The sequence below is a fragment of the Microcystis ichthyoblabe FBCC-A1114 genome (assembly GCF_050500245.1).
Taxonomy (GTDB): domain Bacteria; phylum Cyanobacteriota; class Cyanobacteriia; order Cyanobacteriales; family Microcystaceae; genus Microcystis; species Microcystis ichthyoblabe_A.
Genome location: NZ_CP191408.1, coordinates 3,453,289 through 3,466,421, shown reverse-complemented (window position 1 = coordinate 3,466,421; position 13,133 = coordinate 3,453,289). Strand labels below are relative to the sequence as shown.

Below are 13,133 nucleotides of genomic sequence, written 5' to 3'. Positions count from 1 at the left end.
GATCGGACAGTACCTGATCAGCCTTTCTTTGTTAACTATTGAGGTTGATGCGTTTCATTTTTGAATTGGCTATTACTTAAAAATAATTGTCTTAGTCAAACATTATAGCAGTTATCTTAATGGTGAGACAGGAAGTTTTTTTGGGGAGTCGATCATCAATAGCAAATTAGGTTGTACTTTATCCTGATGAGAAAAGCTGTAACACAACTAAGGTTTTTAAATTGAATAATCGATAAATTTCTCAATTTTATTGTCAAAATCTGTGAGTAAGGTCGCTTTTCTCGGTTTTAAATGTACCGTTTGTTCTGGTTGTAACTGTAATTGCTTGTACTCCTCACGATTGAGATAAGCCACCACCATTTCCCCATCGGCTAACATTAATTCTACTTGTATTTCCCAGCCTAAATGAATAACTCTTTTTACCACTGCCCAACTATTCAACCCATCTTGTTCGGGAATGATTTCGAGGTCGTGGGGACGGATAAAGACGGTGGAATTATCCCCCTGATGATACCCTTTTCCTAATCCTGCTAGATTAGGTAAAATATTCACTTCTCCAATAAATTGCATCACAAAAGGTGTAGCGGGATGATCGTAAATTTCGGCGGGAGAACCCACCTGTTCAATTTTACCATGATTCATCACGACAATCGTATCGGCCACCTCCATTGCTTCCTCTTGATCGTGGGTAACAAAAACACTGGTAACGTGAACTTCTTCGTGTAAATTTCTCAGCCATACCCTTAATTCTTTTCTGACTTTTGCATCTAAAGCCCCAAAGGGTTCATCTAATAATAATACATTCGGTTGAATGGCTAAAGCGCGGGCTAAAGCTACTCTTTGCCGTTGTCCTCCCGATAATTGGGCGGGATAGCGATCGCCTAATCCTTGTAATTGAATTAATTCTAATAGTTCCTCAACTTTTTTCTTAATTACCAGCGATTTTTGCTGGCGAATTTCTAGGCCAAAAGCAATATTTTGGCGGACAGTTAAATGTTTAAATAGGGCATAATGTTGAAAAACAAAGCCGATATTTCTCCGTCTAGGGTCCAGATGGGTGATATCTTGTCCGTTAATGATAATTGCGCCACTGTCGGGAGTTTCTAATCCCGCAATTGAACGTAATAAGGTGGATTTTCCCGATCCCGATGGTCCGAGGAGGGCGACTAATTTACCTTCAGGAATGGTTAAATTGATATTATCTAAGGCTTGAAAATTGCCGAAACGTTTAGAAACTTGCTGGATGATAATACTCATATTTTTAGGTTTTTTGTAGAACGTAGGTTGGGTTGAAGCATGAAACCCAACGCCCGCTCATATTTTTAGGTTTTTTGTAGTTAGGTAGTGTGAATTTTGTGGGCGGTTTTACGTTCGAGAATTTCTTTGATAATTAAAGTAACTCCCGCTAGTAAAGCTAGAATAGCCGCCGCACTAAAAGCGGCAGGAGTGAGATAATTTTTATAAGCCTGTTCTACGAAAATTGGCAGGGTGGCAGTTCTCCCTAAAATACTGCCAGAAACCACAGAAACCGCCCCAAATTCTCCCATCGCCCGGGCATTAGTTAACAGCACTCCGTACATCAACCCCCAACGAATATTAGGTAAAGTAACGCGCCAGAAAATCTGCCAATCATTTGCCCCTAAAGTGCGCCCCGCTTCCTCTTGTTCTAAGCCAATTTCTTCTAAGACTGGGATAACTTCTCTAGCGACAAAAGGCATGGTGACAAATATAGTTGCTAATACCATTCCGGGTAAAGCAAAAAGTATTTTTATATCGAAAAATTCTAGAAAAGAACCTAACCAACCATTGCGCCCATAGAGCAGTACAATCATTAAACCCGCTACCACAGGAGAAACGGCAAAGGGTAAGTCAATTAAACTAATTAATAACGTTTTGCCACGAAATTGATTGCGAGCAATTACCCAAGCTGCACAAAGTCCGAAAATTGTGTTTAAGGGTACAGTAATTAGGGCAATAATTACTGTTAATCTTACCGCTTCGATAAAGTCAGAGGTTCCCGCAGCTTCTAAAAAAGCTTGGAATCCATTGCGAAAAGCATAGTAAAATACTGCTGCTGCTGGAATAAATAATAACAGTGCCAGATAGACAAGGGCAATGATAATTAGTAGGGGTTTGTAATCCCATTCTTTCTGTTTAGTTAAGGCTTTTGGATTCTGCATTTTTGATCTGTCTCCAGTCATACTGTAATGTTTTTTACTCTTTACTTAACTCTGTATTTTTGCCCCCATTGTTGCAGGAAATTAATTACTACTAACATCCCTAGGGAAACCAGCAATAAAACCATGCCGATTACTGTCGCCCCCGTGTAATCATATTCCTCTAGTCTTTGGAAGATTAAAACTGGGGCAATTAAATCCTTAAAGGGAATATTAGAGGAGATAATAACTACAGAACCATATTCACCGATCGCTCTGGCAAAACCGAGGGCAACTCCTGTTAAAATAGCGGGCAGTATTGTGGGAAAAATCACTCGCCAAAAGATTTGCCAAGAGGAAGCTCCGAGGGATAAAGCTGCTTCTTCTACTTCTTTTTCCATTTCCTGTAAAACCGGCTGTAGGGTGCGGACAATGAAGGGTAAAGCGATAAATAACATCGCCACAAAAACCCCTAAAATGGTAAAGGATATCTTAATACCAAAGGGGGCAAAAAATTGACCGATCCAACCGTTATCACTATAAACTGTGGCGAGGACTAAACCAGCAACAGAAGTGGGTAAAGCAAAGGGCAAATCTACACAAGCATCGACAATTTTTTTCCCAGGAAATCGATAACGCACTAATACCCAAGCGATAATAGTGCCAAAAACTCCGTCAATTAGTCCAGCGATTAAGGAAGTAAAAAAAGTGACTTGGTAGGCGGATAAAGAAATCGGTAAAGTGGCAATGCGCCAAAATTCGGCAAAACCAAGAGTTAGGGATTTAGCAAATAGTGCCGCTGCTGGTAAAACCAACAAAACCACTAGATAACTAATGGTAATTACCCAAGGAATAGAAACTTTTTTCAGGGGTTGACTGGGAGATAAAGATAATTGTGGGTTAGCCATTGTTAATTATTGCTAAGTAAGTAGTTCCAATTAAATAGAAGATAAATTTTGCCTTTGATCCCCCCTGCCCCCCTTGATAAGGGGGGTGGGGATCCGCCTTGATAAGGGGGGTGCCGATTAGAGATTACCAATTGTCCGCTTCTTCAAGAACTTGTGCTGAATCATACCAAACTTCTACATCTAAATCTGCCAGATAGGAAAGGGCATTTTCTATCCCTTGGGAGTTGCCTTGCAGTTGTAGATCGAACCAGCCATCTTGATTATTATTGGCAGCTAACAAAGCGGAAAATATATTCACTTTTAGACCAGGAAAAGACCCTAAACGTGCTATAATTGGCTCGTTAATATATTGTTTAGGAATCCGAATTTTTATTCTTCGGGAAGTGGGGCGATCGAGTCCAGATTGATCGAGATGTAAGTCACTTTGGGGATGATTAATAGTTTGCCATTGAGGTTGATTATCCATGGTTTTTATCCTTTAAGATTTACCAGCTTTAGTCAGAATTTTATCGAACAAGCCTCCATCATCAAAAAATTGCTTTTGTACTTTATCCCAACCGCCTAAATCCTGCACGGTAAAGAGATTTTTTATCTGAGGAAATTTACTCTCAAACTCTTTAAATACCGTCGGTTCAACGGGACGAAACCCCACCTGAGCAAATTCTCTTTGGGCTGCGGGAGTAAATAAAAACTGCACAAAAGCCTCGGCCACTTTTCTCGTACCTTTTTTATCCACATTGGCATCAACAACCGCCACGGGATTATCAATAGAAATATTGTAATCGGTGGGAACAGTGTAGGACAACTTCTCGCCTTTTTGGTTAGCGAGAATCATCTCATTTTCGTAATTAATCAGCACATTTCCCTGGCCTTGTTTAAAAAATACATCACTAGATTCGCGAGCATCTCTAGGTAAAACTGGCGCATTTTTAAACACTTTTTCGACAAAAGTTTGCGCCGCTTGTTCACTGCCTCCCGCTTGCGTCACCGAACCCCAAAGAGCGAGAAAATTCCAGCGCGCTCCGCCAGAAGTCTTGGGATTAGCAGTAATAACCTTAATATTATCCTTGGCTAAATCTGACCATTGATTAATTTTAATATTGGCATCACGAGGAACAAAAGCCACTACAGATTTATGAACAATAGAGTCATTGGGAGCTTCTTTTTCCCAACCGGGTTGAATTAATCCCGCTTGCTCAATTTTCTTGGTATCCAAAGCTAAAGCCAACGCTACCACATCCGCTTCTAAACCATCGATAACGGCACGAGTTTGGGAACCGGAACCACCATAACTCTGTTCAAAAGTTACTTTTTGCCCCGTTTTTTGTTGCCATTCCTCGACAAATTTGGGAATGATTTTTTCGTAGGCACTTTGGGTGACAGCATAGGAAACAAGCGTCACAGTCACGGGTTTTTGGCTGTCATTGCCGCTATTGGTGGGGGATGGGGTGCAAGATGCCAGCATTCCTCCCGTCAGGACAGTTGCCATGAGTAGGGATAAACAAGACTGGGATGACTGCATCGGCGGCGCTCCTAAGCTTTACTCTGAGGTTGTATCTGTTTTCAGGTGTAGTTTAATCCTACAGCACAGGAAACAAAATTTCAATACATTTATAAAACAAATTGGAAATAAGGTGATAACAAGGGAAACTGTGAGAAGATGGAATCAGTGCTACATCTAGGTTTGAGACTATGGGCAAGAGCGTCAAAGCCAAAAAAACAACCCTCCTACAACAACTGATTAACCAGAGTTTTCTCTTTCGCGGACTAGAGGAAGCTTGGTTAAGTCAGTATCTCGATGCCGACAATCTCAAGCTAGAGACGCTATTTTCCAATCGTCCCGTCTATACGGCTTTTCTCCCCGATGAATTTCTAGATGTTTTGTATGTGATTTTGGATGAGGGTGTAATCGTCGTCCGCAGCACTCCCCTCGACCGGATTATTGCCATTACCTACCCCGGCGGTTGTTTTGGCATGAGGAGTTTACCCTTTAGTTATGGTTTAGCCAGTCGCGCCTTTCCCTGTTTGGTGGAATCCTATAAAACTACCCACGTCCTAAAAATTCCCTTATCGGCGCTAGAAAAGATTTACAACGATAACGAAAGTTTTCGTCAACGGTACTGTTTTTTATTTGAATTACAGCAAAAATTCGAGTATCATCTGCTTAATTGCAGTAGCTATCCACCCCAAGCTGTAGCCACTTTACTGAGAGCTTTAATCTATCAAGAAAGAGAATTAGGCAGTCAACCGAGTGCCGAAAATATCTATACTTTTGATTTATCCGTCGATGTGATTGCTCGCGCTTGTCAACTCAATCAACGCACCGTCGAACAGGTATTAAAAGGATTGCAAACCGTGGGATTAATTGCCTCAGAATCGACGGGGGATTTAATTCGGGTACTGGATGCCGAGGGTTTAAAAGAAGTTTACAGTGCCACCAGAGATAAAGTTAATTGGTGGCCCCTAAGATAAGTAGGTTTGGCCTTATTTATTATTGCCATTGACAGCGCTTTAAGGCATCTTCGGCAGCCGCTTTGGTGGCATCCTGTTTCCGTTTGCCTTTACCTGTACCATAGAGAAGGTTATTAACCCGCACTTCGGCAGTAAATTCCCTAGCGTGGGGGGGGCCAGTAACATCAATGATCGCATATTCTGGATTAGAGGCGAAATTGGCCAGCGCCCACTGTTGAAAGAGATTTTTGGCATCGATAAAAGATGGCGATTCCGATTGTTGAGAGACTAAATGAGAGGCAACAGGGATAAAAAGTTGGTGCAGATAGTTTTTAACCGCATTTAACCCCGAATCTAGATAATAAGCCCCAATTATCGCTTCAAAACTGTCCGCTAATAGGGTAGGATTTGATCGCCCCCGATCTTTAATTGCTCCCTTGCCTAAACGCATTAACTCCCCCAGGCCGATTTCAATGCCTAATTGCGCTAATTGTTCTTCTTTGACCAAATTTGACCGCAAACGGGTTAATTCGGCCTCGTTCATGGCGGGATATTTTTGATACAATAGTTCGCCCACCAAAAAAGCCAAAATCGCATCGCCTAAAAATTCTAGGCGCTCGTTATTTTCCGTCAATTCCGACTGTTCATTGACATAGGAACGATGGGTTAAAGCTTGGGTGAGAAGGAGAGCATTTTGAAAAGGAGGCAAACAAGACATTACAGAAATGATCAAGTCAAGAGCATTTCTTATCTTAATCCGACCCCACCTCGAATAGATGAGACGAACGATCCTTTTTTTACTGTTTTTTCCGGCTAGTTTAGGCATAATCTCCCAAATCTTCTCACCGGAAAACCTATCCGCTGCTATTCTTGCCCTAGGTATCCTGGGGATGTGTATGGAACAGGCACGCATGGCGGCGGTGGACTTGGGAGAAATTGCCCAATTTCAGCAAAAAACCAGCGATCCTCGCCTCGATCGCTTTTTTATCGTCACAGTTAGTACAATTGTTTTAGAATTATCGGGCTTTTATCTGGCTACCCTCTCGATAGGATGGGGAGCTTTAATAGTTTTAGTCAGTCAAATTTGGTTTCAATGTTTAGCCAAGATTCAACTGCAGCCAAGCACAGAAAAAATTATTGACCATGGCATAGGGCCACGTTTACCCATCTTACTCGCTGACGGAATCGGCATAATCTTCGTGGCTTTCTGGTTAGCCAAAATCGCTCCCCTAATTATGGCCATAACTTTAACGACAATGTTATTAATCTACGGCTCTCTTAAGTATAGACCTCTGGCAAAAATCAAAAATCTTCCCTTAGTTGAGGAGTAAGTAGCCAGTATTCGGTCGTCAGGAGAATCAAGAATGAGCTTTAATCAACTAAATTCTCTACTTAGAGATTTTATGCCTATTTTTCTCATTTTTGAACTCTCAAAAATTAATTATCCAAGAACTCTCCTGTAGTCCCTCGAAATTACCGCAGAAATCGAGTGCCTTAATCAACCCGACAAAAAGTTAATTTTAGAGAGAATTCCCCCAGATGAAACCATTACCCATTATTTTATCAGTAGTCCAGACGCAGGAGGCTCTCTTAGGTTTGGTGGGTAAAATGTATTCTAAGATATAGTCCTGCTGGCGAGCGAGTGGCAGGAACCACTCCAGACACAGAGGACACGAAGATTGATCGCTTCTATAGTAAGTTAAACTGACCACACAAAGAATAAGAGAGCCGTACCCCGAATGAGGTATTCTGTGAAGTTAGATCAAATAGTGATGGAATTCAGACTTGAATTCCATCACTGTTATATGCTGGTCGGCTTCAAGGCTCTCGGTTTCATCGAAAATTTGGGTCTGAAACCCCGTCGTTCTACGACGGCTTTACTGTTAAATATGAGCATCGTTTACGAAATATATGCTAAAATGTGAGGTATGGAAAAAGCCTATTCGTTTCGATTTTACCCCACACCCGAACAAGAGTCGCTATTGCGGCGCACTTTGGGCTGTGTAAGATTAGTTTACAATAAAGCTCTCCATCTCAGAACACAAGCTTGGTACGAAAAGCAAGAAAGAGTAGGCTACGCTCAAACTTCTTCAATGTTGACCGATTGGAAAAAACAAGAAGAATTAGACTTTTTAAACGAAGTTAGCTGTGTACCCTTACAACAAGGGTTAAGACATTTACAAACAGCTTTCACTAACTTCTTTGCTGGTCGTACTAAGTATCCTAACTTTAAGAAAAAACATCAGGGAGGAAGTGCCGAATTTACCAAATCTGCTTTTAAATTTAAAGACAGACAAATCTATTTAGCCAAATGCACAGAACCTTTACCTATTCGATGGTCAAGACAAATCCCAGAAAGCTGTGAACCAAGCACAGTAACAGTCAGATTACATCCGTCTGGACGTTGGCATATTTCAATAAGATTTGATGACCCAACAATTAAGCCATTACCAGTAACAGATAAAGCCATCGGAATTGACTTAGGAATTAGTAGCCTAGTAATTACCAGCGACGGCGATAAAGTATCTAATCCTAGGCATTTCAAGAAACATTATCAGAGGTTGCGAAAAGCGCAAAAAAATCTTTCTCGAAAACAGAAAGGCTCAAAAAATCGGGAAAAAGCAAGAATCAAAGTAGCCAAGATTCACGCTCAAATCACCGATAGTAGAAAAGACCATTTACATAAGCTAACCACTCAATTAGTTCGTGAAAACCAAACGATTGTGGTTGAGAATTTAGCCGTCAAGAATATGGTCAAAAACCCGAAATTATCTCAGGCAATATCTGACGTTAGTTGGGGAGAAATCACTCGACAATTAGCCTATAAATGCCGTTGGTATGGGAGAAATTACATCGAAATAGATAGATGGTTTCCTAGCTCTAAAAGGTGTAGTAATTGCGGGTATATTGCTGAGAAAATGCCGTTAAATGTTCGAGAATGGGATTGTCCAGACTGTGGGACGCACCATGACCGAGATATTAACGCAAGTAAAAATATTTTGGCCGCAGGGCTTGCGGTGTCAGTCTGTAGAGCGACCTGATGACCAGAACAGAGTAAATCTGTTAAGGCAGGTGCGAAAAATCCTTCGGGAAAGAAGCAGAAACCTAAATCGTGAGGTTTGGGAATCACCGTCCGTTTACGGCGGTGAGGATGTCAAGAGCCTTCAAGCCGACATTTTAGGTAAAGACTTTCAGGGTGTTTTGCTTGACGACTCAAATGGACTTGCTATCGGAACAATAAAAGCTTAACTTTCTGTGCGCGATGCTAAATAACAAACTACAACTTCTGTTAACCAGGGTAGGCCCATGGGCCGTTGCTGGTCTGCTCGGCGGTTTGATCGGCTCTCTGGCTGCGGTACTGCTGACTGAGGCAATTAAGCAAACCCTGAGAATTGCCTCTGACCTAGGCAACGTCTGGCTACTGCTGCTGCCGCTGGTGGGCGTTACCTTAGCAGTGCTAGTCCTGTTTGGACTGGGTAAGGGCCAACCTGTGCAGACCTTAGCTCCCCGCGAGGCCACTGCCTCTGGCCGCTGGGGTTCTCTCATGGCCTGGTACTCCTTCCCCCATGACATTGCTCGCGCCGACCTGACCGGTGACGTGGTGAACGCATCCGGCGCCGAAGAGCGCTTCCCCTGGAATCTAGCCCCCTTGCGCGCCCTGGCCATCCTCTCCACCGTTGGACTGGGTGCGCCCATGGGAACAGAATCACCGGCGGCTCATATTGGCGTGGCGACGGGAACCTGGTTGGGTAGCATAAATCCAGCCCTGCGTCAACTGGTGCGGCCTCTGGCCATCGGTGGCGGTGCGGCCAGTGTTTCTGCCCTGATGGGAATCCCTCTGGTGGGCAGCTTTTTTATGTTTGAGTTGAGTCAGCGACGCCAGGTTCCGATCACCCCGGAGCGGGCAGCGGCGATGTTAGCCGGGGGACTGGTGGGATGGGGAGTCAACGCTGCCTTTAAGCTGCAACTGATCAGGCTGGTGGTGCCGCAGGTTGCCCCGACTGACTTCTGGGATGCGGTGGGTGCCACTTTATCGATCGGAGCGATCGCTGGCATGATTACAGCCCTCACTGGTGAGGCGATCTACTGGGCCAGAGGCTTACGGGACAGGCCCGCCACTCGTCTCCTCATTGGTGGCCTGATGATGCTGTTCTTGGCGATCGTGATCGGACGGGTGGCGACTCCGGCAGCGGCTTTTGGGCCGGGGGGAGCCGCTATCGACTGGGCCGAAAACATTAAAACAACTCCTTACCATCTGTTAGCGGTAGCTCTGCTCCGGGCCGCGGCCACCACCGCTGCGGTTTTAGCCGGGGGCTGTGGCGGCGTGTTTGTCCCTTTTCTGGCGATCGGCGACCTCAGTGGCCGGGTGTTCGCCACCACCTTTGAGATTTCGGGGGATCTGGCGGGTGCGGCGGGGGCAGCGGCCGGTATTGCTGGTGGCTATCGCCTACCTTTGACTGCCGTAGCGATGGTGCTGGGGGTGGGGGGGCCGGGGGCAGCCCAGCTAACCTGCCTTGCTACAGTGGTGGTTGCTGCCCTTTCGGGATTGGTGGCCGCACGGGCAGCCAATCAACTCTCTAGTTCCCTCCGGGCAATGATCCGCTAGAAGCCACGGTCAGGGGAATTACTGTGATATCTAGAGGGGGCAAGTTCTTTGCGCCCCTAATTTTGGGATTGTTGTCTAATACCAATTCTCCAAAGTCTGACTACAGAAGTTTAATCCCCCTAAATCCCCCTTAAAAAGGGGAACTTAAAGGGGGATTTAAATTCGATGTGTAGTTTTCATTTAGAGAAATGGTATAACGCAATCTACCAGATCAGCGATCGCACTCAACTTAATATCAACAGACTTTCTGTTTCACTATCAAAAATCAAATATACACAACTCTGTGGGATTGCTTCCGTCATCTTCTAATTTCAGAATGTCTTGATATTCCCTAAATTTATTGCCAATAATAGAATAGGTTTGTTCAGGAAGTAAAATTTTTATTCTCATAAAACTATTGCTATAATTACTCCAGAAAAGCTGGCGATTTCTAAGTTGCTTTTCATCATTATTTCCAAGGTATATATTATTGACAATTAAGTTCACTAAGTCTCGAAAATTGTTATAATTAATAGCTCCTATTAAATTTCTAAAGTTTTGCCTAGCTACTAGAGAAATAAGAGCTTGTTTCTGATGATTGTTATAATTATTTTTTAGCCATGAAACTAATAGTGGAAATTTAATAGCAATATCTATCGAAAGATTACTTAAAATAAAATCAACCGAAGAAGCTTGTTCTCTCTCTGGCATTTGATCAAGGCAACGCAATAACCAATCAACGGTATCGCTATTTACTTGATTGCTCTTGATAAAGTACGGAGAAATTTCTGCAATATATTCGCTAAAAATTGGGATAGGCGGTAGTGTATATTTATCTCTATTTACTAATTCACTAGGCGTTAAGTTTCGATACTGTTGCAATTGAAAAAACGGCAAGGGTAATCCAATGAAATAGATCTTTTTCCCAAATAATGTTGAAGATCGTTAAAAATGACTGCATTGTGTTAGGTTACTCAAATATTTGTAGGTAGATTACTGCTTTACTTTGGTACAAATTGTACTTGACAAACGACACGGAGTATAGAGTGCCAGCTTGACAACCTTTGAGTCGGTCTCGGAGACACTCAATGGGTTAACCTAAGAATGAACAGCGGTCGGCATTCCCCAGTTAGTTATTATGGCAAAAGGCTTTGGTCAGCTAGTTTTGACCCGCCAGCAGCAACAAGAAGCAAAGCTCTTGAGAAAGATTGTTCTTCAGCATTTTCAGCATTTGCCAGACCCCAGAGTCAGCCGCAAAAAAGACTATACCTATAAAGTCCCTTCAATTTTACGGCGAATCACCTCCTCCATTTGACGTAAACCCTCCTCCGTACTAGGGAAATTATACCTGATCGCATTCGGATCACGACGACTCATCAACGCCCGCAAAGCCTCATCATCCTCACGGTGTTGTAGAACATAGGCTCTGAGAGTGGACTTGCTCATTTCGTTAAAATTAGGCTTCATTTGGCAAAAACTCCCAATTTCCATCGGCATAAATAATCAATTCAATGTCTTCACCTGCCAAGATATAAATTTCGCCCCGTAACGGGTCAAATCGGAATAAAACAATATCCCGAAATCCATCCGAGAGACTTTGGCAAAGCTCAACCGACTTAATAGCTTGCTGTGTGGTTAACGAAAACAACTTACCTCCAAATGATAACACCTTTTCAGTTTACTCGAATTACCCTCAACCCTCACAAGCCCACTCATTAGTAAATTCTCAAAAAGTGCTGGTAGAAAAGCCATAGCCTAGTACCTAGGCGGTCAAACAGCCTAAGTAATACCAAATCCGCCTTGGAAAGTAAAGTAACAAATTAAGAATAAGTAAGCCAATAATAGTTGGTCAAGTTTTTCTGAGAGGGGGACAAGCGAGCTAGAAGGTAGATAGGGCAAGCAATATCGCTCTTTGTCCTTTGATGTAATCCTTCAACCGATAGCGGCTAATTTGCATTAGCTCTTCTATATTTTTTTGGAACATTTGATGTAGCTGGAGCCAATGATAGAGATGTTGACCCACATAAAAACTGCTGTGTCTGCGTTGACCTTTATATCTTTTTTCAGGTCTTGTGACATATTTTTGGATTCCCATATCCTTAATTTTTTTACCTTGTAGTGTGGCACTTGTATAGGCGATAGCTATAACAATTATCAGCTTTGATAGGTATTTCGGTGCTAATTGAGAACCTTCTAAGCTATAGCCTCCCGACTTAAAATCTCGAAACATCTCCTCAATATCAAATCTTTTTTGATCGGCAATTATTGCCGTCTCTAAATCTCCAAAATTTGTCAGAATATACCAAGGTTCTTTTGTTTGAAAACCCCCATAGTTTTTTTCCACTTACCCGCTAAGTTAAACTCGACAAATCCCTGCTCTTTTGTAATATTGACATCCTTCAAAAATAGTTGAGTTTCTGGACTTAAACTTAACTCTCTCATTTCCTAACTCTCTCATTGCTTGATAAATTCCTTCTTTTGTCTTCACATTTGTACTTTGTTTTTGTCTTAAACAAAAGTATAAACTCTGCTTCTGAAACCACTTTCCAAGACTAACCGAGCAAAATTTTCTATCTCCTAATACCACTATTTTATGACCTGATAGCACCGTCAATATTTTCCCCAATACTCGATGCTGTTCTTCGAGATTACTACTTCCTTTTTTATCTAATATCTCCCAATAGATTGGGATGGCTCTCTTGTCATAAATTAGACTCACCATCAAGATATTAATTGCTCCCCAACTCGTCCGGTCTATGGCAATATATACTAATCCTTTTATTGTGAATCTCTGCTGCTGTTTTAACATCTCTTTTAGGCAGAGAAACCAGATTTTTTCAATATTCAGAATTTCCAGCTTTAAAAATCTTTTTAGTTTTTTTCTCCGACTCTCAAACAGGATTGGTATTGGTAGTGCTTCTGCTAATATCTCTAACTTAGCTTGCTTTAGTATTTGCCAGGTTCCAACTATCATTAACAACAGTAGATATCCGGCTCGTCCCAGTTCATTTTCTAACACTTTCTGGTATAGTT

Annotated in this window: 15 protein-coding genes and 1 pseudogene; 5 read left to right on the top strand and 11 right to left on the bottom strand. The window is 42.5% G+C overall.

The genetic code is table 11. The annotated features are described in order from the left end of the window. Positions 1 to 216: 216 nt before the first annotated feature. The 5 genes from ACQY1Y_RS16775 to ACQY1Y_RS16755 form a co-directional block, all read right to left on the bottom strand. Positions 217 to 1,257, bottom strand: coding sequence for a sulfate/molybdate ABC transporter ATP-binding protein (locus ACQY1Y_RS16775; protein WP_430013186.1), 1,041 nt, complete (start codon positions 1,255 to 1,257; stop codon positions 217 to 219). 80 nt (positions 1,258 to 1,337) lie between these two features. Then, complete coding sequence (cysW, locus tag ACQY1Y_RS16770; RefSeq protein ID WP_002736746.1) at positions 1,338 to 2,180, bottom strand: sulfate ABC transporter permease subunit CysW; 843 nt, start codon at positions 2,178 to 2,180, stop codon at positions 1,338 to 1,340. Positions 2,181 to 2,221: 41 nt separating this feature from the next. Next, complete coding sequence (cysT, locus tag ACQY1Y_RS16765; RefSeq protein WP_002736038.1) at positions 2,222 to 3,064, bottom strand: sulfate ABC transporter permease subunit CysT; 843 nt, start codon at positions 3,062 to 3,064, stop codon at positions 2,222 to 2,224. Positions 3,065 to 3,188: 124 nt separating this feature from the next. Then, positions 3,189 to 3,530, bottom strand: coding sequence for an NIL domain-containing protein (locus tag ACQY1Y_RS16760; protein WP_002768372.1), 342 nt, complete (start codon positions 3,528 to 3,530; stop codon positions 3,189 to 3,191). Between the two features lie 12 nt (positions 3,531 to 3,542). Continuing rightward, positions 3,543 to 4,586: a sulfate ABC transporter substrate-binding protein gene (locus ACQY1Y_RS16755; protein WP_430013185.1), complete on the bottom strand. Its 1,044-nt coding sequence runs from the start codon at positions 4,584 to 4,586 to the stop codon at positions 3,543 to 3,545. Between the two features lie 170 nt (positions 4,587 to 4,756). Between ACQY1Y_RS16755 and ACQY1Y_RS16750 the strand changes: the two genes are divergently transcribed. Continuing rightward, the gene (locus tag ACQY1Y_RS16750) at positions 4,757 to 5,536 is read left to right on the top strand and encodes a Crp/Fnr family transcriptional regulator (RefSeq protein WP_002789377.1); all 780 of its coding nucleotides are present in this window, start codon (positions 4,757 to 4,759) and stop codon (positions 5,534 to 5,536) included. 19 nt (positions 5,537 to 5,555) lie between these two features. Here the strand turns inward: ACQY1Y_RS16750 and rnc are convergent, their stop codons facing one another. After that, positions 5,556 to 6,233, bottom strand: coding sequence for a ribonuclease III (gene rnc, locus ACQY1Y_RS16745; protein WP_430013184.1), 678 nt, complete (start codon positions 6,231 to 6,233; stop codon positions 5,556 to 5,558). Positions 6,234 to 6,291: 58 nt separating this feature from the next. Here rnc and ACQY1Y_RS16740 point away from each other — a divergent pair, with 58 nt between their 5' ends. From ACQY1Y_RS16740 to ACQY1Y_RS16725, 4 genes and pseudogenes are all read left to right on the top strand, one after another. Next, positions 6,292 to 6,846 carry a hypothetical protein gene (locus ACQY1Y_RS16740; protein WP_430013183.1) on the top strand — a complete coding sequence of 185 codons (555 nt, stop codon included), beginning with the start codon at positions 6,292 to 6,294 and terminating at the stop codon, positions 6,844 to 6,846. A 441-nt stretch (positions 6,847 to 7,287) separates the two neighbouring features. Continuing rightward, on the top strand, positions 7,288 to 7,440 hold the full coding sequence (locus ACQY1Y_RS16735) for a hypothetical protein (RefSeq protein WP_172963124.1): 153 nt from the start codon (positions 7,288 to 7,290) through the stop codon (positions 7,438 to 7,440). 3 nt (positions 7,441 to 7,443) lie between these two features. Beyond that, positions 7,444 to 8,631 (top strand): annotated as a pseudogene (locus tag ACQY1Y_RS16730) (RNA-guided endonuclease InsQ/TnpB family protein). A gap of 146 nt (positions 8,632 to 8,777) precedes the next feature. Beyond that, the gene (locus ACQY1Y_RS16725; protein ID WP_430013182.1) at positions 8,778 to 10,121 is read left to right on the top strand and encodes a chloride channel protein; all 1,344 of its coding nucleotides are present in this window, start codon (positions 8,778 to 8,780) and stop codon (positions 10,119 to 10,121) included. A 258-nt stretch (positions 10,122 to 10,379) separates the two neighbouring features. Here ACQY1Y_RS16725 and ACQY1Y_RS16720 read toward each other — a convergent pair whose 3' ends face one another. The 5 genes from ACQY1Y_RS16720 to ACQY1Y_RS16700 form a co-directional block, all read right to left on the bottom strand. After that, positions 10,380 to 10,997 (bottom strand): EH signature domain-containing protein, encoded by a 618-nt coding sequence (locus ACQY1Y_RS16720; protein ID WP_002774083.1) that lies wholly within the window; start codon positions 10,995 to 10,997, stop codon positions 10,380 to 10,382. A gap of 372 nt (positions 10,998 to 11,369) precedes the next feature. Then, positions 11,370 to 11,567 (bottom strand): DUF6887 family protein, encoded by a 198-nt coding sequence (locus ACQY1Y_RS16715; RefSeq protein WP_002736866.1) that lies wholly within the window; start codon positions 11,565 to 11,567, stop codon positions 11,370 to 11,372. Then, entirely contained in the window at positions 11,557 to 11,769 is a 213-nt protein-coding gene (locus ACQY1Y_RS16710; protein ID WP_036397117.1) for a DUF6888 family protein, read from the bottom strand. Before ACQY1Y_RS16710 ends, ACQY1Y_RS16715 begins: the two co-directional genes overlap by 11 nt. Positions 11,770 to 11,979: 210 nt before the next feature. Next, the gene (locus ACQY1Y_RS16705) at positions 11,980 to 12,444 is read right to left on the bottom strand and encodes a hypothetical protein (protein WP_242028721.1); all 465 of its coding nucleotides are present in this window, start codon (positions 12,442 to 12,444) and stop codon (positions 11,980 to 11,982) included. Between the two features lie 12 nt (positions 12,445 to 12,456). Continuing rightward, entirely contained in the window at positions 12,457 to 13,119 is a 663-nt protein-coding gene (locus tag ACQY1Y_RS16700) for a hypothetical protein (protein WP_242028722.1), read from the bottom strand. Between the last annotated feature and the right edge of the window lie 14 nt (positions 13,120 to 13,133).